The sequence below is a fragment of the Stenotrophomonas sp. Marseille-Q5258 genome, from assembly GCF_946900935.1.
GTDB lineage: Bacteria > Pseudomonadota > Gammaproteobacteria > Xanthomonadales > Xanthomonadaceae > Stenotrophomonas > Stenotrophomonas nematodicola.
On the sequence record NZ_CAMPPN010000009.1, the window covers coordinates 38,616 to 60,818 of the forward strand.

At 67.4% G+C, this 22,203-nt stretch carries 18 protein-coding genes and 1 pseudogene; 1 reads left to right on the top strand and 18 read right to left on the bottom strand.

What is annotated here, in order from left to right:
• Position 1 precedes the first annotated feature (1 nt).
• From dnaE to OC534_RS07085, 14 genes and pseudogenes are all read right to left on the bottom strand, one after another.
• Positions 2-3,583 (bottom strand): DNA polymerase III subunit alpha, encoded by a 3,582-nt coding sequence (gene dnaE, locus OC534_RS07020; protein WP_153164428.1) that lies wholly within the window; start codon positions 3,581-3,583, stop codon positions 2-4.
• A 218-nt stretch (positions 3,584-3,801) separates the two neighbouring features.
• Positions 3,802-4,464, bottom strand: a complete 663-nt coding sequence (locus OC534_RS07025; protein WP_026070657.1) for a ribonuclease HII — start codon at positions 4,462-4,464, stop codon at positions 3,802-3,804.
• Positions 4,461-5,633, bottom strand: a pseudogene (lpxB, locus tag OC534_RS07030) (lipid-A-disaccharide synthase); the annotation flags it as partial. The gene OC534_RS07025 and the pseudogene lpxB, both read right to left, overlap by 4 nt.
• A gap of 110 nt (positions 5,634-5,743) precedes the next feature.
• On the bottom strand, positions 5,744-6,535 hold the full coding sequence (gene lpxA / locus OC534_RS07035; RefSeq protein WP_017355318.1) for an acyl-ACP--UDP-N-acetylglucosamine O-acyltransferase: 792 nt from the start codon (positions 6,533-6,535) through the stop codon (positions 5,744-5,746).
• 19 nt (positions 6,536-6,554) lie between these two features.
• The gene (fabZ, locus tag OC534_RS07040; RefSeq protein ID WP_136004262.1) at positions 6,555-7,010 is read right to left on the bottom strand and encodes a 3-hydroxyacyl-ACP dehydratase FabZ; all 456 of its coding nucleotides are present in this window, start codon (positions 7,008-7,010) and stop codon (positions 6,555-6,557) included.
• Positions 7,007-8,029, bottom strand: coding sequence for a UDP-3-O-(3-hydroxymyristoyl)glucosamine N-acyltransferase (lpxD, locus tag OC534_RS07045; RefSeq protein ID WP_017355316.1), 1,023 nt, complete (start codon positions 8,027-8,029; stop codon positions 7,007-7,009). The genes fabZ and lpxD overlap by 4 nt, the downstream gene beginning before the upstream one ends.
• 322 nt (positions 8,030-8,351) lie before the next feature.
• Positions 8,352-10,775, bottom strand: a complete 2,424-nt coding sequence (gene bamA, locus OC534_RS07050; protein WP_017355315.1) for an outer membrane protein assembly factor BamA — start codon at positions 10,773-10,775, stop codon at positions 8,352-8,354.
• A gap of 72 nt (positions 10,776-10,847) precedes the next feature.
• Entirely contained in the window at positions 10,848-12,206 is a 1,359-nt protein-coding gene (rseP, locus tag OC534_RS07055; protein WP_136004259.1) for an RIP metalloprotease RseP, read from the bottom strand.
• 34 nt (positions 12,207-12,240) lie between these two features.
• Complete coding sequence (locus tag OC534_RS07060; RefSeq protein WP_017355313.1) at positions 12,241-13,431, bottom strand: 1-deoxy-D-xylulose-5-phosphate reductoisomerase; 1,191 nt, start codon at positions 13,429-13,431, stop codon at positions 12,241-12,243.
• Between the two features lie 2 nt (positions 13,432-13,433).
• On the bottom strand, positions 13,434-14,258 hold the full coding sequence (locus OC534_RS07065; protein WP_017355312.1) for a phosphatidate cytidylyltransferase: 825 nt from the start codon (positions 14,256-14,258) through the stop codon (positions 13,434-13,436).
• Positions 14,255-15,025, bottom strand: coding sequence for a polyprenyl diphosphate synthase (gene uppS, locus OC534_RS07070; protein ID WP_017355311.1), 771 nt, complete (start codon positions 15,023-15,025; stop codon positions 14,255-14,257). The genes OC534_RS07065 and uppS overlap by 4 nt, the downstream gene beginning before the upstream one ends.
• Positions 15,026-15,031: 6 nt before the next feature.
• Positions 15,032-15,589, bottom strand: coding sequence for a ribosome recycling factor (gene frr, locus OC534_RS07075; RefSeq protein WP_017355310.1), 558 nt, complete (start codon positions 15,587-15,589; stop codon positions 15,032-15,034).
• Positions 15,590-15,727: 138 nt separating this feature from the next.
• Entirely contained in the window at positions 15,728-16,459 is a 732-nt protein-coding gene (gene pyrH, locus OC534_RS07080) for a UMP kinase (RefSeq protein WP_017355309.1), read from the bottom strand.
• A 124-nt stretch (positions 16,460-16,583) separates the two neighbouring features.
• On the bottom strand, positions 16,584-18,083 hold the full coding sequence (locus OC534_RS07085) for a GGDEF domain-containing protein (RefSeq protein WP_017355308.1): 1,500 nt from the start codon (positions 18,081-18,083) through the stop codon (positions 16,584-16,586).
• A 292-nt stretch (positions 18,084-18,375) separates the two neighbouring features.
• Between OC534_RS07085 and OC534_RS07090 the strand changes: the two genes are divergently transcribed.
• On the top strand, positions 18,376-19,071 hold the full coding sequence (locus OC534_RS07090) for an AIM24 family protein (protein ID WP_017355307.1): 696 nt from the start codon (positions 18,376-18,378) through the stop codon (positions 19,069-19,071).
• Positions 19,072-19,177: 106 nt separating this feature from the next.
• On the opposite strand, the gene tsf is transcribed toward OC534_RS07090, so the two are convergent.
• The 4 genes from tsf to OC534_RS07110 all read right to left on the bottom strand — a co-directional run bounded on the left by tsf (position 19,178) and on the right by OC534_RS07110 (position 22,201).
• Positions 19,178-20,056 (bottom strand): translation elongation factor Ts, encoded by an 879-nt coding sequence (tsf, locus tag OC534_RS07095; protein WP_017355306.1) that lies wholly within the window; start codon positions 20,054-20,056, stop codon positions 19,178-19,180.
• A 126-nt stretch (positions 20,057-20,182) separates the two neighbouring features.
• Positions 20,183-20,989: a 30S ribosomal protein S2 gene (rpsB, locus tag OC534_RS07100; protein ID WP_017355305.1), complete on the bottom strand. Its 807-nt coding sequence runs from the start codon at positions 20,987-20,989 to the stop codon at positions 20,183-20,185.
• 211 nt (positions 20,990-21,200) lie between these two features.
• Complete coding sequence (locus OC534_RS07105) at positions 21,201-21,944, bottom strand: fimbria/pilus periplasmic chaperone (protein ID WP_262071606.1); 744 nt, start codon at positions 21,942-21,944, stop codon at positions 21,201-21,203.
• Positions 21,920-22,201 (bottom strand): hypothetical protein, encoded by a 282-nt coding sequence (locus OC534_RS07110; RefSeq protein ID WP_136004255.1) that lies wholly within the window; start codon positions 22,199-22,201, stop codon positions 21,920-21,922. The genes OC534_RS07105 and OC534_RS07110 overlap by 25 nt, the downstream gene beginning before the upstream one ends.
• Between the last annotated feature and the right edge of the window lie 2 nt (positions 22,202-22,203).

Here is a 22,203-nt window from a genome sequence, read left to right on the forward strand (position 1 = left end):
ATCAGTTCGCCCACGGCGGGCTGTAGCGCACCTTCAGGGTACGCACGGCGGGGTCGGCGCGGAGCGCGTCGACAAGGTGGCTGTCCACGCGCACGGCGATGTCGCCGGCCACATCGAGCATGCCGGCGATGGGCCCCTGGTCGGAGTCCAGCAGCAGGTCCAGGCGCAGCGGCGTGCGGCCCGGACGATGGCGGTCCAGCAGCGCATTGATGCGCGCCCACACCGGGCGGCCCTGGCGCAGGTCCAGGCGCAGCGACAGGCGCGTGGCGTAGTTGGCGCAGATGTCCTCGAAATCCCAGCACTGGCGGATGCGCAGGGCGTAGCCGCCGTTGAATTCGTCTTCGCGCAGGCCGCCCTTGACCACCAGGATGCGGTCCTTGGTCATCAGGTGGCCGAACTCGGCCAGGCCATCGGAAAACGCGCTGCACTCGACCCGGCCCTTGCCGTCCTCGAGCTGCATGAACACCTGGCTTTCGCCCTTGCGCCGGACGCCGACCACCAGGCCGGCGAGGATCACCGGGGTTTCCTGGCGCCAGGCGCGCTTCTCGCCGTCCTTGCTCGGGCGTGCGGGCGGAATGAGTTTCTCCAGCATGCCCAGGTCGGTGCCGACCAGTTCCTTGACGTCGTCGGCATGCGGATCGAACGGGTGGCCGCTGAGGTAGAAGCCCAGCGTTTCGCGTTCGCCCTCGAGCAGTTGGCCCAGCGCCCACTCCTTGGCCTCGGGCAGGTCCAGCTGCTGTGCGGTGCTGACCGGATCGGGGGCACCGAACAGCGAGTTCTGGCCGGAGGCCTTTTCGCGCGACATCTGGTCGGTGGCCTTGAGCACCTCCGGCAACTGCAGCATGAGCGAGGCGCGGTTCTTGCCGAGTCCGTCGAGCGCGCCGCAGTTGATCATCGCTTCGAGGGTGCGCCGGTTGAGCTTGCCCGATTCGATGCGCATGCAGAAATCCAGCAGGGAGGCGTAACGCCCGCCGCGCCGGCGTTCTTCCACGATCGCTTCACAGGCACCCTGTCCGACGCCCTTGATCGCCCCCAGGCCGTACACGATGGTGTCGGCACTGGACGCTTCGAACATGTACGCCGATTCATTGACGCGCGGCGGCTGCACGGTCAGGCCGAGGTTGCGCACTTCGGCGAGGAAGCCGACCACCTTGTCGGTGTTGTCCATGTCCGAGGACAGCGTGGCGGCCATGAATTCGGCGGGGTAGTGCCGCTTCAGCCAGGCGGTCTGGTAGCTGACCAGTGCATAGGCGGCCGCATGCGACTTGTTGAAGCCGTAGCCGGCGAACTTCTCCATCAGGTCGAAGATCGCGTCGGCCTTGGCTTCGCCGACGCCATCCTTGGCCGCGCCTTCGCGGAAGATCTCGCGGTGCTTGGCCATTTCGGCCGGCACCTTCTTGCCCATTGCACGGCGCAGCAGGTCGGCGCCGCCCAGCGAGTAGCCGCCGACGATCTGCGCCATCTGCATCACCTGCTCCTGGTACACCATGATGCCGTAGGTGTCTTTCAGGATGGCTTCGGTACGCGGATCGGGGTAGATGATTTCTTCCTGCCCGTGCTTTCGCGCGTTGAAGGAGGGAATCAGGTCCATCGGACCAGGCCGGTACAGCGACACCAGCGCGATCAGGTCTTCGAAGCGGTCGGGGCGCGCGTCCTTCAGCAGGCGGCGCATGCCCGAGGATTCGAACTGGAACACCGCGCCGGTATTGCCGTTGGCGAAGATGTCCTTGTAGGTCGGGGCGTCGTCGAGCGGCAGGGCGGTGATGTCCACCGGCGGAATGCCGGCACGGGCATGGCGCTTGTTGATCGCCTTGACCGCCCAGTCGATGATGGTCAGCGTACGCAGGCCGAGGAAGTCGAACTTCACCAGGCCGATTTCTTCGACGTCGTTCTTGTCGAACTGGGTGACCGGGTTGCGGCCACGGCCGCCTTCGTCGTGTTCGGCGAACAGCGGGCAGAACTCGGCCAGCGGTTCGGGCGCGATCACCACGCCACCGGCATGCTTGCCGGCGTTGCGGGTGAGGTCCTCGAGCTGGCGGGCCAGGTCGATGAGGTCGCGCACATCGTCTTCGGACTGGTAGCGCTGGATCAGCTCGGGCGAGGCCATCTCCGGGTCTTTGCCTTCGCCCATCGCATCCTTGAGCGAGATGCCCAGGATGTTCGGGATCAGCTTGGAAACGCCATCGACCAGGCCATACGGGAAACCGAGCACGCGGCCGGAGTCGCGCACCACCGCCTTGGCGGCCATCGTGCCGTAGGTGATGATCTGGCTGACCCGCTCGCGGCCGTACTTGCGCGCGACGTAGTCGATGACTTCGTCGCGGCGGTCCATGCAGAAGTCGATATCGAAGTCGGGCATCGACACGCGTTCGGGGTTGAGGAACCGCTCGAACAGCAGGTTGTACGGGATCGGGTCGAGGTCGGTGATCTGCAGCGCCCAGGCGACCAGCGAGCCGGCACCGGAACCACGGCCGGGGCCGATCGGAATGCCCTGGTTCTTGCCCCACTGGATGAAGTCGGCCACGATCAGGAAGTAGCCGGGGAAGCCCATCTTGATGATGGTGGCGAGCTCGAACTCCAGGCGCTCGACGTAATCGGCGCGGGTCTTGCCTTCGGCCAGCGGGTTCTTCTCCAGCCGCGCGTCCAGACCCTTGCGCGATTCGCTGCAGATCCAGCTGTCCAGCGTTTCGTTTTCCGGCACCGGGTAGTTGGGCAGGAAGTAGGTTCCCAGACGCATTTCGACGTTGCAGCGCTGCGCAAGTGCGAGCGTATTGTCGATGGCGTCGGGGATGTCGGCGAACAGCGCGCACATCTCCTCGGGGGACTTGAGGTACTGCTGGTCGCTGTAGTCGCGCGGACGCTTGGGGTCGTCGAGCACGCGGCCGGAGGAGATGCACACACGGGCTTCGTGCGCGCTGAAATCCTCCGGCTGCAGGAAGCGCACGTCGTTGCTGGCCACTACGGGCAGGCCGCGCTGGCCGGCGGCCTGAAGGGCGAACTGGTTGAACGCTTCCTCGCCCTCGCGCCCGGTACGGGTCAGTTCCAGGTGCAGGCCATCGCCGAACACGCGCTGCCAGTCGGCGAGCTGCTGCTCGGCGAGGTCGTGGCGGCCTTCACCGGCAAGGCGCCCGGCCAGGCTGTCGCGGCCGGCCAGGGCGAACAGGTTGTGGCAGCCGGCCTTGAGCCAGTCCGGGTGCACGGCGACGCCGCCTTCCGGGCGGTGGCCCTCCATCCAGGCGCGGGTCAGCAGGCGAGAGAGACTCAGGTAGCCCTCGCGATCGCGGCAAAGCAGGGTCATGCGCCAAGGGGTCATGCCCTCTTCGGCGATCATGATGTCGGCACCGGCGATCGGCTTGATGCCGACGGTTTCGGCCGCTTTGTAGAACTTGACCAGCGCGAACAGGTTGTTCAGGTCGGTGACTGCCAGCGCCGGCAGTTTCAGTTCCACCGCGCGGCTGAGCAGGTTGGCCTGCTTGGCCTTCTTCGGGTCGGCCTGATCCGGCTTCGCCGGGACACGAATGGTCGAATCCGCCAGCGAAAACTCGGTGTGGATGTGGAGATGTACGAAACGGGAAGTGGACATGCCGGGCCAATGTAATGCCCGGTCAGGGTAGCGGCGGGCGGCAGGCGGAACAAGGCTTGACAGGTCAGGCAGGGGCGGTGGTGCGGGCAGTACGGTTCAGGTTGGCGCGCTGTTGCCGGCCCCGTCCACGCCGTGCTGAGCCATGCCCGGCACCTCTCACTCCCGGAAAGCACGACCGGTCCGAGGCACAGCACGCCTCCGCGTCGGCCGTGAAGCGCTCAGCCCGGGACCGCGACCAGCTCGGTATCGAAACACGCCCGAACCGGCGCGAAGCTGCGTCGATGCTGCGGGCAGGGGCCGTGCGTGCGCAGGGCGGCCAGGTGGGCCGGGGTGCCGTAGCCCTTGTGCTGGTCGAAGCCGTACTCGGGGTGCTGCTCGTGCAGCGCCAGCATGTAGCGGTCGCGGCTGACCTTGGCCAGGATCGAGGCGGCCATGATCGCGCGGTCCAGCGCATCGCCGCCGACCAGCGCCTGGGCCGGGCAGGGCAGGCCCTTGGGCACCACGTTGCCGTCGATGCGCGCGAACTGCGCCACGTGCGCCACGCCTTCGACCGCGCGGCGCATGCCGAGCATCGTGGCCTGGTAAATGTTGAGCGCGTCGATCTCGGCCACGTCCACCATCACTACGTGGAAGGCCAGCGCACGTTGCTGGATCCTGTCGAACAGCGCGTCGCGGCGGAGCGCCGTCAGCTGCTTGGAGTCGTCCAGGCCGTTCAGGCGTGGGCGGTCCGGGCAGAACACGACGGCCGCCACCGCGACCGGACCGGCAAGCGGGCCGCGCCCTGCTTCGTCCACGCCCGCGACGTAGCGCGGTGCGACTGTCGCCAGTGCCGCCCCATCGAACAGCGCCAGCGAGGCGGCCGCAGCGTGGCGGCGGCTCACGCCGCCCCACCTGTGCGCGGCTGGCGCATCAGCAGCTCGGCCACCGCCTCGGCGGCACGTGCCGAGGCGTCACGGCGCAGTTGCAGATGCAGTTGCGCGTAAGTGCCCTGCAGGTCGGCGATACGCTGCGGGTGGTCGAACCACTGCAGAATCGCGGCTGCCAGCTTGTCCGGCACGCAGTCGTGCTGGATCAGCTCCGGCGCCAGGTCCTTGCCGGCCAGGATGTTGGGCAACGCGAAGCGGTCGACCTTGATCAGGCCCAGCGCCTTGACGATGCGGTAGGTCAGCTCGGCCACCCGGTAGCCGACCACCATCGGGCGCTTGACCAGCATGGTTTCCAGTGTCGCGGTGCCGGAGGCCAGCACCACCACGTCGGCGGCAATCATCGCCTCGCGTGCCTGCCCATCGAGCAGGTGCGAATGCGCCACCGGCAGCGCCGAGCGCGACAACTGTTCCTGGATCAGCTGGCGGCAGGCCGGATTGGCGGCCGGAACCACCACATGCAGCCCGGGAATGCGCTCGGACACCTGCCAGGCGGCTTCGAAGAACGCCTCGCCCAGCTTGCCGATCTCGCCCAGGCGGCTGCCCGGCAGCACGGCCAGCACGCTGGCGTTGGCGGGCAGGCCCAGCGCCATGCGGGCCGCGTCGCGGTCGCTCTGCAACGGAATGTCGTCAGCCATCGGATGACCGACGAAGCGCGCATCGATGCCGTGCCGTGCGTAGATCGGCGGCTCCATCGGGAACAGGCAAAGCACCAGATCGGCGCTGGCGCCGATCTTCTCGGCCCGCTTCTCGCGCCAGGCCCACACCGACGGGCTCACGTAGTGCACCGTGGTGATGCCGCGCTCCTTCAGCCAGCGCTCCACGCCCAGGTTGAAGTCCGGGGCGTCGATGCCGATGAAGACATCCGGCCGCCAGTCCAGCGCACGCGTGCGGAACTCGGCGCGCAGCTTCAGCAGGCGCGGCAGGTGGCGCAGGATTTCGGTCAGCCCCATCACCGCCAGCTCGCTGGCATCGAACCAGGTCTGGCAGCCGGCGCTGCGCATGGCATCGCCGCCGATGCCGGCGAACTCGGCGTTGGGGAAGCGCTGCCGCAGTTCGCGGACCAGGCCGGCACCGAGCAGGTCGCCGGATGCTTCGCCCGCGACCAGTGCGATCCGCACCGGGCGGTCGGATGCGCGTGGCGTGGCCACGATGGTGGTCTCCAGCGCACCCACAACCGCCGCGAGCTCGATGATCTCGGCGGTCGTGCCGGTGGGAAGGGGCCCGCCCGGTCCCGTCATCGCAGCAGCGGCCTCTCGGCGTGCTCGATGAAGTCCAGCAGGTCCTTCACGTCCGCGCTGTGCAGCGCCTGTTCGGCCAGCTGCACCTTGGCTTCGGCCAGCGGCAGGCCGGCCACATACAGCGTGCGGTAAGCGCGCTTGATGCTGGCGATGCGCTCGGCGTCGAAACCGCGGCGCTTCAGTCCTTCACTGTTGATGCCACGCGGTCGGCCCAGCGAATCGCTGCCCACCATCGTGAACGGCGGTACGTCGCCATTGGTCAACGCGCCCATTCCCAGGAACGCATGCGCGCCGATCCGGCAGAACTGATGGGCACCGGCGAAGCCGCTGATGATCACGTAGTCGCCCACGGTCACGTGGCCGGCCAACGTGGTGTTGTTGGAGAACACGCAGTGGTCCCCGACATGGCAGTCGTGCGCCACGTGGGTGTAGGCCAGCATCCAGTTGTCGTTGCCAACCGTGGTGATGCCGCCGCCGCCTGCGGTGCCGCGGTTGATGGTGACGAACTCGCGGATGACGTTGTCATCGCCGATCACCAGCTCGGTGCGTTCGCCCGTGTACTTCTTGTCCTGCGGCTCGCCGCCGATCGCGGCGTGGCCGATGAAACGGTTGTTGCGGCCGATCCGGGTCGGACCGTGGATGGAGCAGTGCGGACCGACCTCGGTGCCGGCGCCGATCTCGACATCGGCACCGATCAGGCTGAACGCGCCGATGCGGACATCGGGCGCCAGCCGGGCCGACGGGTCGACCACGGCGGTGGGATGGATCAGGGGGGCGTTGTCGCTCATCGCAGGTCTCCTGCCGGACTCATTCGCGGGTGCCGGCGCACAGTACTTCGGCGCACGCCACGATCTCGCCGTCGACCTTGGCCACGCAGTCGTACACGGCCATGTTGCGGATCACGCGCTTGATCTCCACGTGCATTTCCAGCACGTCACCGGGAACGACCTGCTTGCTGAAACGGGCCTTGTCCACCTTGACCATGTAGAACAGCTTGGACTGCGCATCGCGGCCCAGGGTGAGCTGGGTGAGCACGCCACCGGCCTGGGCCATCGCTTCGATGATCAGGACGCCGGGCATGATCGGCTGGCCCGGGAAGTGGCCCTGGAAGAAGGGTTCGTTGATGCTGACGTTCTTGGTTGCGACGATGGTGCGCTTGTCGTAGTCGATCGACACGACCTTGTCGACCAGCAGGAACGGGTAACGGTGCGGGATCAACGCCTGGATCTCGGTGATGTCCGGCAGCTTCTGTTCGTGGCTCATTCCTTCTCCTTGCTCACAGACAGGATGCGACGGGCCAATGCATCGAGCTGCTTGAAGCGCGCGGCGTTTTTGCGCCACGTGCGGTTGTCGGTCAGTGGGGTGCCGGACGAATACTCGCCCGGCTCATGAATGGAGTTGCGCACCACCGACTTGCCGGTGATGACGACCTTGTCGCAGATTTCGAGGTGGCCGACCACGCCGACGGCGCCGCCGAGCAGGCAGTAGCGGCCGATCTTGGCGCTGCCGGCGATGCCGGTGCAGCCGGCGATGGCCGAGTGCGCACCGATCTGCACGTTGTGCGCGATCTGCACCAGGTTGTCCAGGCGCACGTCGTTGTCGAGCACGGTGTCTTCCAGCGCGCCGCGGTCCACGCAGGTGTTGGCGCCGATCTCGCAGTCGTCGCCGATGCGCACGCCGCCGAGCTGCGGCACCTTGATCCAGTGGCCGGCATCCATTGCCAGGCCGAAGCCGTCGGCGCCGAGCACGGCACCGGGATGGATGCGCACGCGCTTGCCGAGCTTGACCCGGGTCACCAGGGTCACCCGTGCGATCAGCTCGCAGCCGGTGTCCAGGGTGCAGTCCTCGCCGATGATGCTGCCGGGGCCGACGATGCAGTTCTCACCGACGACGCTGCGCGCGCCGATGGTGACGAACGGGCCGATGTGGGCGCTGGCGGCCACCTGCGCATCCGGATCGATGATCGCGCTGGGGTGGATGCCTGGCGGACGGGTCGGCGCGATGTCGAACAGCGCGGCGATCTTGGCGAAGGTCGTGTACGGGTCCTTGGCCACCAGCGCGGTGCCGGGTGCGGCCTCGGCATCCTCGGCGCGCAGCACCACGATGCCGGCCTGGCTGTCGGCCAGCTGGGCGCGGTAGCGCGGGTTGGCCAGGAAGGTCAGCTGGCCGGGGCCGGCATGGGCAAGGGTGGCCACGCCACGGATGGCGGTGCTGCCATCACCGTGGACCTGCAGGCCAAACTGCTCGGCGAGTTGCTGGGCGGTATAGGAAGGAGTATTCACGCCGGAAGTTTACCGTGTGCCGTGACTTCGGTCATGTTCGGCCCTTTCCGGGCCTGATCCACCACGCGCGTACGACGGGCTGTGTACCCCCCGGCTGTGCCCGGCTGCTGTTGGATTCAGGCGAACAGCGTGTGGCTGAAGGGACGTCTGGCTTGGGCGGGTCGGGGCGGGTTCGCGGCGGACGTCCCGGCGCGGGGCTACCCGGCGGCGGCTCCAGCCCGTAGCAGGTGAAACGCTGCCGTTCGCCGTTCGCTTTGCGGCTTGAGGCTCGAAAACAGAAACGCCGGGACATGCCCGGCGTTTCTGCTGATGCGTCCGACGCTTAGAACTGGCCGCCGAACGTGAACTGGAGACGCTCGATTTCGTCGCCGTCTTCCTTCTTGAGCGGGAAGGCGTAGCTGATCGAGATCGGACCGACCGGTGCGCGCCACAACAGCGCCACACCGGTGGACACGCGCAGCTCGTTGGCCTTGAAGTTGTCCACCCCGGTGTACACGTTGCCGAAGTCCAGGAACGCCGAGATGCGTGCCGACGGGCTGTCGAACAGACGCGGGAAGTACGCTTCGATCGAGCCGACCGTCTTCAGCGAACCGCCCAGCGGCTGGCCGTTGCTGTAGCCGTTGATGGCTTCCGAACGCGGGCCCAGCGTGTTGTCTTCGAAGCCGCGCACCGAGTTGGTGCCGCCGGCGTAGAAGTTCTCGTAGAACGGCAGGCCCGTGGCGGTCACGGTCTTGCGGTAGTCCGGCGAGGACGTATTGCAGTTCACTGTCTGCGTCGGATTCGGGTTGTCGGTGGTGGGCGGGGTGTAGCAGAGGTCGCGGGTGACGTCCTTGCCGTAGCTGTCGCCGTAGCCGATTTCCGCGCGGGTGTTGATCACCAGCGACGGCATGATCGGCCAGTACTTGGAGAACTGGTAGTTCAGCTTGTAGTACTCGACCGTCGAGCCCGGCAGCGTGGTCTCCAGGCCGACGCGCTGGTAGGTACCGCGGGTGGGCATGAAGTAGTCGTTGCGGGTATCGCGCGCCCAGCCCAGTTCGGTACGCCAGGAGTGGAACGTGCGCTGGCCGACCGCGTTGATGTAGTCGATGATCGCTTCCGGCGTGGCCTCCCGGTAGGTGGTGATCTGGTTGCTGTCGATGCCGAACATCAGCGAGACGGTGTCGTTCTCGGTGATCGGCACGCCGAAGATCATCTGCGCCGCACCGTTGGTGCTGTTGTACTGCGCGGTGTTGAAGTCGGAGTAGTCCAGTTCGCGCCAGGACAGGTTGTAGCCCAGCGAGACGCCGTCATCGGTGAAGTAGGGGTTGGTGTAGGAGAAACCGTAGCGCTGCAGGTAGCTGCTGCGCGAGGCTTCGACCGACACGCGGTTGCCGCCGCCGAGGAAGTTGTTCTGCGACAGCTGCACCGAGGTGGTCATGCCGTAGGACTGCGAATAGCCCAGGCCGAACACGAAGCTGCCCGAGGTGGTTTCCTTGACGTTGTAGACCACGTCCACCTGGTCGTTGCTGCCGGTGACCTGCGGGGTTTCCACGTCCACCGCCTCGAAGTAGCCCAGGCGCTGCAGGCGGATCTTGGAGCGGTCGATCGCGGCCTGCGAGTACCAGCTGTTCTCGAACTGGCGCATTTCGCGACGCAGCACTTCGTCGGAGGTGCGGGTGTTGCCCTTGAACGTGATGCGGCGCACCTGCACGCGCGGACCCGGCACGACCTGCATGTTGATCGCCACGGTACGGTCGGCGCGGTTGCTGGTCGGGATCGGGTTGACCTTGGCGAAGGCGTAGCCGATGTTGGACAGCGAATTGGTGATCGCATCCGAGCTGAATTCCAGCAGCGCACGCGAGAACGTGTCGCCGGACTTCTGGATCACCATGCGCTCGACATCCTCCTGCGGCAGGATGGTGTCGCCGGTGACCTTGATCTCGGAAATCTTGTACTGCTCACCCTCGGTCACGCCGGCGGTGATGAACATGTCGCGCTTGTCGGGGCTGATCGACACCTGGGTGGAGTCGATGCTGAAGTCCACGTAGCCGCGGTCCAGGTACCAGGAGTTGAGCTTTTCCAGGTCGCCGGACAGCTTTTCCTTGGAGTACTGGTCGTCGCGGCGATACCACGAGGCCCAGTTGTGCTCCTTGGATTCCCAGGTTTCCAGGATGTCCTCGGAGGCGAACTTCTCGGTGCCCACCAGGTTCACGTGCTGGATCTTGGCGGCCTTGCCTTCCTTGATCGCGATGGTGATGTCCACGCGATTGCGGTCCAGCGGGCTCACGGTCGGGGTGATGTCGACGTTGTACTTGCCGCGATCGTTGTACTGGCGGCGCAGTTCCTGGGTCACGCGGTCCAGGCTCAGGCGGTCGAAGGTGCCGCCCTCGGTCAGGCCGATGTCGCTCAGGCCCTTGAGCAGCTGGTCGCTCTTGATGTCCTTGTTGCCGGTGACGGTCAGCTTGTTGATCGCCGGGCGCTCACGCACGGTCACCACCATGATGTTGCCCTGGCGGTCGATCTGCACGTCTTCGAAGAAACCGGTCTTGTACAGGGCGCGGATGGTCTCGCCGACCTTGTTGTCGGTCAGGGTGTCGCCACGCTCCACCGGGAGGTAGGTGAACACGGTACCGGAGGTGATGCGCTGCAGACCATCGACACGGATGTCGCTGACGGTGAAGGGCTCGGCTGCCTGCGCCAGGGCGGGCGCGCCGAAACCGGCGGCGAGTGCGAGGGCAAGCAGGCGGCGATTGGGGAGTCGCGTCATGTCACGTCCGGTTGGAGTCGATTTCAACATTGCGGGATGCCGGCGTGTAAGACGACGACAAAAGAAAAAAGTTCATCGCTGGGCCAGACCAAGGATGTCGTTGTAGAACGCCAATCCCATCAGTCCCGCCAGCAGCGCCAGGCCGATGTACTGACCGGCGGCCATGGCGCGCTCACTGAGCGGGCTGCCCTTGACCAACTCAATAAGGTAATACAGCAGGTGCCCGCCGTCCAAGATGGGGATGGGCAGCAGGTTGATGATGCACAGGCTCAGCGACAGCAGGGCCAGGAAATACAGGAACCAGTCCACCCCGCGCTTGGCCGTGCCATTGGCCACCTGGGCGATGGTGACCGGCCCGGACACGTTCTTCAGGGAGGCGTTGCCGGTCACGATGCGGCGCATCATGCCCAGCGAATCGCCGGCCAGGCGGGCGGTTTCGCGCAGCGCCACCGGCACGGCGGCGAACGGGCCGAACTTCAGCTCGGCGTCGTAGGCCGGGGCATGGCCCTGCGGGAAGGCGATGCCGAGCTGCCAGGTCGCCTGGCCGCGCGGACCCTTGCCTGCCTGGGGGGTGACCTCGAGCGCCAGCCGTTCACCGGCACGCAGCACGTCGATCATGCCCGCGCCACCGCGCTGGCCAAGCGCCAGCACCTGGGCCGGCACCTGGTCGGCCGCTTCGATGCGCTGGCCGTCCACGGCCACGATCAGGTCGCCCGGCAGCAGCACGCCGTCCGCCGCCGAGCCCGGCACCACGCTGTCCACCAGTGCCGGCTGCAGCCAGTACTGCCAGTTCAGGCCCGCCAGCACCGGAACACGGCGCTCGTCGAAGCCGGCCGGCAGCTGTGACAGCGGCAGGAGGCGGGTGCGCTGCTGGTCCTGGGTGTCCAGCACCTCGACCTGCGCGTCCTTGCGGTCCATCGCCGCCGTGGTCAGGGCCATGCTGGCCTCGCCGGCGGTGACGACGTCGCGCCCGTCCACCCGCAGCACCCGGTCGCCGGCCTGGAGGCCGGCGGCCTGGGCCATGCCCGTGGTGCGGCCGATGGTGGCCGAATAGTCCTGGCGACCGATCACGAACATCGCCCAGAGCAGGGCCACGCAGAGCAGCAGGTTGGCCAGCGGGCCGGCGGCCACGACCGCGATCCGCTGCCAGACGGTCTTGTTGTTGAAGGCCTGCGAGCGCTCGGCCAGCGGTACCTCGACCTCGCGCTCATCGAGCATCTTCACGTAGCCACCGAGCGGAATGGCGGCAATCGCGAATTCGGTGCCGGCGCGGTTGCGGCGCATCCACAGGGGCCGGCCGAAGCCGACAGAGAAGCGCAGTACCTTCACCCCACAGCGGCGCGCGACCCAGTAGTGGCCAAACTCATGGAAGGTCACCAGCAGCCCAAGGCTGACGATCATCCACCAGACCGATCCGATGAAGTCACCCATGAGCGATGGCAAAGTAAGAGGGAGCGTCGGGCATTCAGGCGGGGTCGATGGCGGCTTCGGTGATCTGGCGGGCACGGCGGTCCGCGCTCAGCAGGACCTCCAGTGTATCGGCGGACTCCACCGACAGTGTTGACAGAGCGTTAGCCACCAGCGCCGGAATGGCAAGGAAAGCGATCCGACCCTGAAGAAACGCTGAAACCGCCACTTCATTGGCCGCATTGAGCACGGCCGGCGCGGTACCGCCGGCGGCCATCGCCTGCCACGCAAGCTTCAGGCAGGGGAAGGCGTCGGTGTCGGGGGCCTCGAAATCCAGCCGTCCCTGGGTCAGCAGGTCCAGCCCGCCGACACCCGAGTCGATCCGGCGGGGCCAGCCCAGGCCGACGGCCAGCGTGGTGCGCATGTCCGGCAGGCCGAGCTGGGCCAGGGTGGACCCATCCACGAACTCGACCAGCGAGTGGACCAGGCTCTGCGGGTGCACCAGCACATCGATGCGCTCGCCGGGCACGTTGAACAGGTGGTGGGCCTCGATCACTTCCAGGCCCTTGTTCATCAACGTCGCCGAATCGACCGAGATCTTCGGCCCCATCGACCATTTCGGGTGCGCCACGGCCTGGGCCGGAGTGACGTCGGCCAGCTCGGCGCGGCGGCGGCCGCGGAACGGGCCACCCGAGGCGGTGAGGATGATGCGGCGGACGCCGGCCCCGTCCAGGCTGGCGTCACAGGAGCGCAGGCACTGGAAAATGGCGCTGTGCTCGCTGTCGATCGGGATGATCTCGGCGCCGGCCGCGGCAGCCTGGCGCATCAGCAGTTCGCCGGCCAGCACCAGCGACTCCTTGTTGGCCAGCAGGATGCGCTTGCCGGCCCGGGCTGCGGCCAGCGTGGACGACAGCCCGGCCGCGCCGACAATGGCCGCCACCAGGGTGTCGCAGGCATCGCTGGCGGCCAGGGCATCCAGTGCGGCCGCCCCGGCATGCGCTTCGGTGGCCAGCCCGGCGGCCTGCAGGCCGGCGCGAAGGGCCGGATACAGGGTCGCGTCGGCGATCACCGCGTGATCGGGCCGATGCGCCACGCACAGCGCGACCAGCGCGTCGACCTGACGGCCGGCAGCCAGCACGCTGGCGCGATACCGGTCGGGATGGCGTGCCATCACGTCCAGCGCGGATGCGCCGATCGAACCGGTGGCGCCGAACACGGCGACCTGGCGGGGGGTGTTGACGCTGGTCATGCTCAGAATCCGAAGATTTCCTTGCCGAGGGCGAAGACCGGCAGGGCGGCCAGCACGCCGTCGACGCGGTCCAGCACGCCGCCGTGGCCGGGGATGATGTGGCCGGAGTCCTTGGCGCCGGCGTGGCGCTTGATCAGGCTCTCGAACAGATCACCCAGCACCGAGGCGAACACGGTGACGACAGCGGTGATGGTCAGGCCCACCAGGTGGCCGCTCTCGACCCCGGCGATGAAACCGAAGCCCAGCGCGACCAGCAGGCCGGCGACCATGCCGCCGCCCAGGCCTTCCCAGGTCTTGTTGGGGCTGATCCGCGGCGCCAGTTTGGTGCGGCCGAAGGTGCGGCCGGCAAAGTAGGCGCCCGAATCGGCCGCCCACACCACCGCCAACGCGGTCAGCAGCCACAGGTGGCCGTTGCTGCCGCTGGCATGGATCAGCACCAGCGAGGCCCAGGCCGGGACGATGGCCAGGGTGCCGGCGAGCAGCTTGAGCGCACGCGCCGGGCTGCTCGGGCTGGCGCCGAAGTTGAAGAAGCGCAGCCATACCAGGGCCAGCACCCACCAGCCGATGCCGATCAGTGCGGCGATCTGGTACAGCACCAGCGAGCCGTCGCCGGCCCACACGATCAGCACCATCAGCACCAGGTTCAGGACCAGCAGCACGGTGCGGGCGAGGGTGTCGTCGACATCGGCCAGCTTCAGCCATTCCCACAGGCCGATCAGGAACACGGCGGCGGCGGCGGCGGCCAGCCACGGGGTCGGCAGCAGCAGGATGGCCGCAATGGCGACCGGCGCCATGATCAGTGCGGCGATGACTCGGGTTCTGGTCATGGGGTCGTGGTCTCGGTGGCCAGGGCGGCGATCTGGGCGCTGGTCAGGCCGAAACGACGTTCACGCGCGGCGTAGGCATCCAGGGCCTGCTGCAGGACGGCGGCATCGAACTCGGGCCACAACACGTCGGTGAACCACAGTTCGGTATAGGCCAGCTGCCACAGCAGGAAATTGCTGATGCGGGTGTCGCCGCCGGTGCGGATGAACAGATCCGGGGGCGGCAGGTCGGCCAGCGCGATGCGGCTGCCGAGCAGGGCTTCGTCGATCTGCTCGGGCAGCAGGCGACCGGCCGCCACTTCGGCGGCAAGGTCGCGCGCGGCCTGCGCGATGTCCTGTCGGCCGCCGTAGCTGGCCGCGATGTTCAGGGTCATCGCGCGGTTGTCGGCGGTGCGTTGTTCGGCCAGCTGCATGCGGCTGACCAGGCCGGCGCCGAAGCGCTGGCGGTCGCCGATGAAGCGTACGCGGACCCCGCGCCGGTGCAGCTCGTCCACTTCGCGATCGAGCGCATTGAGGAACAGCTTCATCAGCGCATCCACTTCCTCCTGCGGCCTCCCCCAGTTCTCACTGGAGAAGGCGAACAGGGTCAGCACGGCGATGCCGCGCTCCAGGCAGAAGTCGATGGTGCGATTGACCGCGCGCGCGCCGGCACGATGGCCGATCACGCGCGGGCGACGACGCTTCTGTGCCCAGCGCCCGTTGCCATCCATGATGATGGCCAGGTGGCGGGGCAGGGGCGCGGCAGTGCCGCTGGACGGGGCTGAGGTCATGGGGGCTCAGACCGCCATCAGTTCCTTTTCTTTCTCTGCCACGACACTGTCGACGTCCTTGATGGACTTGTCGGTCAGCTTCTGGATGTCGTCTTCACCGCGCTTCTTGTCGTCTTCGCTGATCGACTTGTCCTTGAGCAGCGCGGCGATCGCCTTGTTGGCGTCCTGGCGGATGTTGCGGATGGCGATCTTGGCGCCTTCGCCTTCCTTCTGCACCTGCTTGCCCAGCTCCTTGCGGCGCTCCTCGGTCGGCGGCGGCAGGTTCAGGCGGATCACGGTGCCGGCCACGTTCGGGGTCAGGCCGAGGTCGGAGGCGTAGATGGCCTTCTCGACGTCCTTGATCATGCCCTTGTCGAACAGCGTGATGACCAGCGAATGGCCCTCGGAGACGCTGATCGAGGCGACCTGGTTGAGCGGCGTGTCGGTGCCGTAGGCCTTGACGGTGATCCGGTCCAGCAGCGACGGCGATGCGCGGCCGGTGCGGATGGAGGTGAGGGTGTGCTTCAGAGCATCGATGCTCTTTGCCATGCGCGTCTGCGCGTCCTGCTTGATATCGTTGAGCATCGCCCGAATCCTGGATGTAACTGGAATCGGGCGATTATAGGCGAATACGGGCCGATACCGGGCCCATCGGCACCAGTTCCGCGCCGCTGCGTGGGCTGCGGTTGCGGAATCGGTGCCGTTTGCCGGGGGCGGCGGGGGTCAGGCAGCGCTGTCGCGGCCCTGCACCAGGGTGCCGATGTTCTCGCCGTGCAGGATCTTCAGCAGTTCGCCCGGCTGGCCCATGTCGAACACGCGCAGCGGCAGGTCGCTGTCGCGCGCCAGTGCGAAGGCGGCGGTATCCATCACTTCCAGGCCGCGGCGGATCACTTCGTCGTAGCTCAGCGTGTCAAAGCGCACGGCATCGCTGTACTTGTTGGGGTCCTTGTCGTAGACGCCATCGACCTTGGTGGCCTTCAACAGCAGATCCGCGCCGATCTCGATGGCGCGCAGGGCGGCACCGGAGTCGGTGGTGAAGAACGGGCTGCCGACACCGGCGGCGAAGATCACCAGGCGACCCTTTTCCAGGTGCCGGATGGCGCGGCGGCGGATGTAGTCCTCGCACACATCGTTGATCTTGATCGCGCTCATCACGCGCGCCTTGGCGCCGAGCTTTTCCAGCGCATCCTGCATGGCCAGCGCGTTGATCACCGTGGCGAGCATGCCCATCTGGTCGCCGGTGACGCGGTCCATGCCGCCTGCGGCCAGGCCGGCGCCGCGGAAGATGTTGCCGCCGCCGATGACCAGGGCGACTTCAGCCCCGGCCTGCTGGGCCTCGAGCACTTCACGCGCCAGCCGGTGGATCACTTTGGGGTCGATGCCGTAGTCCTCGTCTCCCATCAGCGCCTCCCCGGAAACTTTCAGCAGGATGCGGCGATAGGTGAGATTGGACATGGTGGCCTCTGGATGCGTGGAAAACGCGGGAATTCTACTGGAAGCCGGGCCGCGGAGCAGGATTATTTTGCTGCACTGCGGCGTCCGTGGCGGGACCGCCGGGGGCCTGTCGTCACGGCCCCGTTCAGGCCGGGGCGGAGCTCGGGGAGCGAGCGATGACGCGGTTGCGGCCCAGGTTCTTGGAGCGGTACAGCACGTCGTCGGCGGCCTTCAGCAGGTCCTGAACATCGGCAAAACGCTCGTAACCGCCCTGGGTCGCCACGCCGGCCGAGAAGGTCACGAACAGGGGGCCTCCCTCCAGTTCGGCCATCGGCGTGTTGACGATGTTGGCCAGGACCCGGCGTACCACTTCCAGGGCCACCGGTTCGGTGGTGTTGGGCAGCAGGGCGATGAACTCCTCGCCGCCGAAGCGGGCCACGGTGTCGCTGTTGCGGAGCTGCTCCTGCAGCTTGCTGGCGAACATGCGCAGGACCTGGTCGCCCATCAGGTGGCCGTGGGCATCGTTGATCTTCTTGAAGTCGTCCAGGTCGATGAAGGCCACCGACAGGGGCCAGCCGTGCCGGGTGGCGCGCAGGAACTCCTGTTCCAGCACGGCCTCGAGCTGGCGGCGGTTGAGGACGCCGGTCAGGGCATCGCGATGGGCCTGCTCGGCCAGCCGGTTGGCGCGCGCCTCGAATTCATCGGCGCGCTTGCGGGCCTGGGCGGCGTCCTGCATCTCGCGCAGGTTGCGCAGGGTGGCCAGTTCCTGGGCGTGGTCGATCAGCTGCTGGACGCGCGCCGGGGAGAACAGGGTGGTCTCGAACAGGGCGCCGATGTCCGGCAGCGCTTCGCTGATGCGCGCCAGGACCTGGTCGAACTGGGCGCTGTCCAGCTGCAGCCGGGTATTGACCAGCTGCAGGGCGTGTTCGCGGGCCGCATCGGCGTCGCGGCTCAGCCAGATGTCGGCTACCGCGCCCGAGACGGCGACGCAGGCCTGGAAGGTGTCTTCGGTGGCCTCGGGCTGCTCGCTGCGCGCGATGCTCTCCACCAGGTAGCGCGGCAAGGCCCACGCTTCGGCGATCCAGGCGCCTACGTCGGCATGGCTGCAGGCGAGGTGTTCACGTTCCAGTGCCACCAGCGCGTCGTTGTCGGCGGCCTGGCGGAGCAGGGGCAGATAGCGTTCCGGCTCGGCCTGGGCCAGCGCAAGCACGCCGATGTCCTGCAGCAGGCCGGCCAGCATCAGCTCTTCGGCCTTGCGCAGACCCCGCGCCTGGCCGAGCAGGCTGGCGGCGAGGGCGCTGAGAATGCTGCGTCGCCATGCGCGTTCGCGCAGGTCCTGGCCTTCGCCCGGGCCGGTGAGCCCCTGGGTCACGGTGAAGCCAAGGGCGAGGCTGACGGTGGCGTTGAGGCCGAGCATGGTCAGTGCCTGGCCGAGGTTCTCGATCCGGCGGCGGCTGGCGTACAGCGGCGAGTTGGCGATGCGCAGCATGCGCGCGCTCAACGCCATGTCGATGGCGATGATGTCGGCGGCAGTGGTGATGTCCGCTTCCGGGTCCTGCGCCAGCTCGATGATGCGCAAGGCGATACCGGGTGGCGAGGGCAGGTTGCGGCAGAGCGCCAGGGCGGCTGTCAGCTCGGGAGGCATGGCGGGGCTATTGATGTGTTGTGGCAAGAATACATGGTGTGCGTCACAGATTTGATCGTGGATTCTTGCGTTGTTATGGAAACTGGCGTTGGCAATGGTGCGCCGAGGCGCCATGCAAGGCAAAACCAGTGGGCAGACTGCAGGGGGCAGGCGCGACAGGTTCTTTGGTAACACATCCGCCGACGAATGGGGGAGTGGCGGGTGAGAGGTGGGGGCCTGCGGTTCGAAGGCGTGCGCCGTTGGGGCGGTGGGCGCTACCATTCGCGGTCTCAATCTCAAGGACGTTGTCCCCATGACCGTGAAGTCGCTTCAGGAGTTTCTGTCCACCACGCAGGAAAAGGATGTGAGCGCCGACGCGTTCGAGCTGGAAAGCCCGCGGATGCTGGAGGTGCGTGTCGATGGTCTGGTGTGGGCCAAGGCGGGGTCGATGGTGGCGCGCAAGGGCGGGGTGAAGTTCACCCGCCAGGGCATCCTGGAGCAGGGGCTGGGCACGCTGCTGAAGAAGATGGTCAGCGGCGAAGGCCTGCAACTGATGAAGGTGGAAGGGCAGGGGCGGGTGTACCTGGCCGATGCGGGCAAGAAGGTGACGCTGCTGCGGTTGGCGGGCGAGTCGATCTTCGTCAACGGCAACGATGTGCTGGCCTTCGAAACCGGGATCGAGTCGAAGATCACGATGATGAAGAAAGTGGCGGGGATGCTGTCCGGCGGGCTGTTCAACATCAGGTTGAGCGGGCACGGCATCGTGGCCGTGACGTCGCACTACGAGCCGATGACGCTGCGGGTGACGGCGCAGGGCGGGCCGGTGTTCACCGATCCGAACGCGACGGTGGCGTGGTCGGGTTCGCTGTCGCCGGAGGTGGTGGCGGATGTGTCGCTGGGCACGCTGGTCGGTCGCGGCTCGGGCGAGAGTCTGCAGATGAAGTTCGCCGGCGAAGGCTGGGTGGTGGTGCAGCCCTACGAAGAAGTGTCGTTCCAGTCCAAGGGCTGAGGGGCGCTGCAACGTCAACGGCGGCGATGTCACGCGCAGAGGCGTGGAGCAAAAAAAAAGCCCGGCGTCAGCCGGGCTTTTTCGTTATCGCGCTGGAGGCGATGGATCAGGCCAGACCGGCCTGCTTCATCACTTCGGCCGCGTAGTCTTCCACGACCTTCTCGATGCCTTCGCCAACGGCCAGGCGCTTGAAGCCGACCACGTCGCCGCCGGCCGCCTTCAGCACCTGCTCGACCGACTGGTTGGTGTCCAGCACGTACGGCTGGCCGTACAGGGTCACTTCGTTGACGATCTTGGCGATCTTGCCGCTGATGATCTTTTCCAGGATGTCGGCCGGCTTGGACTTGTCCTTGTCGGACATCTTGGCCAGTTCGATTTCCTTTTCCTTCGCCACGAAGTCGGCCGGCACATCGGCCGCCTTGTTGTGCGGCGGGTTCATGGCAGCCACGTGCATGGCCAGGCCACGGGCCAGCTCGGCGTCGCCGCCGGCCAGTTCAACCAGCACACCGATGCGGCCGCCGTGCACGTAGGCAGCGACGTTGTTGGTCGATTCCAGACGCACGATGCGACGCACGTCGACCTTCTCGCCGACCTTGGCGATGACGGCGGCGCGGGCTTCTTCGATGGTCTCGCCGGTCGGCAGCTTGGCGGCCTTCAGCGCGTCGATGTCGGCAGCGCCCGAGCTCAGGGCGGTGGCGGCAACGGCCTTGGAGAAGTCCAGGAAGTTGCTGTCCTTGGCGACGAAGTCGGTTTCGGAATTGATCTCGACCAGCACGGCCTTGTTGCCGTCCTGGGCGGCAACGATGATGCCTTCGGCAGCAACGCGGTCAGCCTTCTTGTCGGCCTTGGCCAGGCCCGACTTGCGCAGCCATTCGGCCGAGGCGTCGATGTCGCCGCCATTTTCGGTGAGTGCCTTCTTGCACTCCATCATGCCGGCGCCGGTGCGCTCGCGCAGTTCCTTGACCAGGGAAGCAGTGATTTCCACGGGATTTCCTCACGAAAGAAAGGGGTTGGGCCGGCATGGTGGCCGGCCCGTGTGACAGTGTCCTGTCGTCGCGCCGTCGGCAGCGGACAGGATCGGTGGGCGCGTGGCGCCCACCAGGGGCCTGGATCAGGCCTGGGCTTCGCCCTTGTCGGCAGCGGCCTTCTTGGCCGGAGCGCGACGAGCCGGCTTGCCTTCTTCGGCGGCCGCGGCTTCGGCGAACTCTTCTTCACGGACGGTGGCGGCGTGCGGCGCAGCAGCCTTGCCTTCCAGCACGGCGTCGGCAGCGGCGCGGGCGTACAGCTGCACAGCGCGGATGGCGTCGTCGTTGCCCGGGATCGCGTAGTCGACCAGTTCCGGGTTGTAGTTGGTGTCGACGACAGCGATCACCGGGATGCCGAGCTTCTTGGCTTCCTTGATGGCGATGTCTTCGTGGCCGATGTCGATGACGAAGATCGCGTCCGGCAGACGGTTCATGTCCTTGATGCCGCCCAGCGAGGCTTCCAGCTTGTCACGCTCGCGACGCAGGCCCAGCACTTCGTGCTTGACCAGCTTGTCGAAGCTGCCGTCGGTTTCGCCGGCTTCCAGTTCCTTCAGGCGGGCAACCGACTGCTTGACGGTACGGAAGTTGGTCAGGGTGCCGCCCAGCCAACGCTGGTTCATGAACGGCATGCCGCAACGCTCGGCTTCTTCGCGGATCGACTCGCGGGCGCTGCGCTTGGTGCCCAGGAACAGGATGGTGCCGCGCTTCTGGGCAATGCTGGAAATGAAGTTCATCGCGTCATTGAAGAGCGGAACGGTCTTTTCCAGGTTGATGATGTGGATCTTGCCGCGGGCGCCGAAGATGTACTGGCCCATCTTGGGGTTCCAGTAACGGGTCTGGTGGCCGAAGTGGACGCCGGCTTCCAGCATCTGACGCATGGTGACCTGGGGCATTGCAATACTCCTGAGTGGGAACCGGCCGCCACGGGTAATAGATGGGCGGTCCGCCGTGAGGCGGGTGGTTCCGGGGTTGGGCTTCCCGGTCGTCTCCGTGGCCGAACTCCTTGCGGAGCACCCCGGCACGGATGGGGACGACAGGTGTGGATTCACCGGTGACGTCCGGTGTGGACGGTTTTCACGCGAAGAGCGCGGGAAATCCCGTCGATTATAGCCCGGCTGCGGCGGCCGGCGCAATTGGCGGGGTGGCCGGGGCCAGATCGGCCTGGGCGGCATCGTCCAGGCGGGCCTGGAAACGGCCGCGGTGGTAGCCGTCCGCCCGGGCCGGCAGGGACCATTGGCGCATCCGGCCCGGCAGGACGTAGCCGGCCAGGCCGGGGATCAGCGGGTGGCGCCGGCCGTGGGGGTCCACGAAGGCCAGGTCGGCCAGGCGGACATGGCGAGGGCCGTCATTGTAGAGCCGAAGGGACGGGCCGGGCAGGGCGTCGCCGAGCTGCACGGTCAGGGCGGGCGGACCTGCCGCGTCGCCGTCCGGGGCCAGGAACACCGGCAGCGAGACCTGCAGGGGCGGGCTGTCCGGCCCTGCGCGGAGCAGCAGCCGGTAGCTGCGCTCCTGCGCCAGCGGGCCGCTGTCCAGCCGCACCACGCGCAGCCGCTGCCGGCCGCCCGGGGCAATGGTGAGCCGGGTCGGGCTCAAGGCCACGTCATCGGCCGGGGTCAGCAGCTCCCGGTCGGGCATCTGCTCCCAGCGATACAGCCGTGCGTGGCCCGTCCATGCGCCCGGGTGGGTATTGTGCAGCCAGAGTTCGCCGTCGGCGCTGCCGGCGGGGAGGGTGACCTGCAGCGGCGCGATCTCCAGCGCCTGGCCCGCTGCGACGCCGGACAGCAGCCCTGCCAGCACGGCAAGCAGCGCCGCCCGCGGCGCGATCAGAAGATGAAGGTGGGAGGCCATGCGCGCTCCGGGCCGGGCGGTGCCGTTTCATCGGCCGGGGCCAGTGCCTGCACCTGCGCAGGTGGCGGGGTGCCATCATCGCTGCGCTGGTGGGCCGCCTGACAGGCGTCCGTCGCCGGGCCGGACGGCAGACGGCATGCCTCGACGACCCGCAGGGTGATGCGCAGGGGCGTGGCGGGGGCGCACAAGGCCGCGGGGACGGCCAGGCTGGCGAGCAGGCTCAGCGCCAGCAGCGGGACGGAACGGCGGCGGATCATCC

Excerpts from the sequence above, each read along its gene's own strand:
- frr (WP_017355310.1), bottom strand. The coding sequence starts at position 15,589 with ATGCTCAACGATATCAAGCAGGACGCGCAGACGCGCATGGCAAAGAGC.
- uppS (WP_017355311.1), bottom strand. The coding sequence starts at position 15,025 with ATGACCTCAGCCCCGTCCAGCGGCACTGCCGCGCCCCTGCCCCGCCAC.
- rpsB (WP_017355305.1), bottom strand. The coding sequence starts at position 20,989 with ATGCCCCAGGTCACCATGCGTCAGATGCTGGAAGCCGGCGTCCACTTC.
- OC534_RS07105 (WP_262071606.1), bottom strand. The coding sequence starts at position 21,944 with ATGGCCTCCCACCTTCATCTTCTGATCGCGCCGCGGGCGGCGCTGCTT.
- OC534_RS07065 (WP_017355312.1), bottom strand. The coding sequence starts at position 14,258 with ATGACCAGAACCCGAGTCATCGCCGCACTGATCATGGCGCCGGTCGCC.
- bamA (WP_017355315.1), bottom strand. The coding sequence starts at position 10,775 with ATGACGCGACTCCCCAATCGCCGCCTGCTTGCCCTCGCACTCGCCGCC.
- pyrH (WP_017355309.1), bottom strand. The coding sequence starts at position 16,459 with ATGTCCAATCTCACCTATCGCCGCATCCTGCTGAAAGTTTCCGGGGAG.
- OC534_RS07085 (WP_017355308.1), bottom strand. The coding sequence starts at position 18,083 with ATGCCTCCCGAGCTGACAGCCGCCCTGGCGCTCTGCCGCAACCTGCCC.
- fabZ (WP_136004262.1), bottom strand. The coding sequence starts at position 7,010 with ATGAGCCACGAACAGAAGCTGCCGGACATCACCGAGATCCAGGCGTTG.
- rseP (WP_136004259.1), bottom strand. The coding sequence starts at position 12,206 with ATGGGTGACTTCATCGGATCGGTCTGGTGGATGATCGTCAGCCTTGGG.
- OC534_RS07110 (WP_136004255.1), bottom strand. The coding sequence starts at position 22,201 with ATGATCCGCCGCCGTTCCGTCCCGCTGCTGGCGCTGAGCCTGCTCGCC.
- dnaE (WP_153164428.1), bottom strand. The coding sequence starts at position 3,583 with ATGTCCACTTCCCGTTTCGTACATCTCCACATCCACACCGAGTTTTCG.
- OC534_RS07060 (WP_017355313.1), bottom strand. The coding sequence starts at position 13,431 with ATGACCAGCGTCAACACCCCCCGCCAGGTCGCCGTGTTCGGCGCCACC.
- OC534_RS07090 (WP_017355307.1), top strand. The coding sequence starts at position 18,376 with ATGACCGTGAAGTCGCTTCAGGAGTTTCTGTCCACCACGCAGGAAAAG.
- lpxA (WP_017355318.1), bottom strand. The coding sequence starts at position 6,535 with ATGAGCGACAACGCCCCCCTGATCCATCCCACCGCCGTGGTCGACCCG.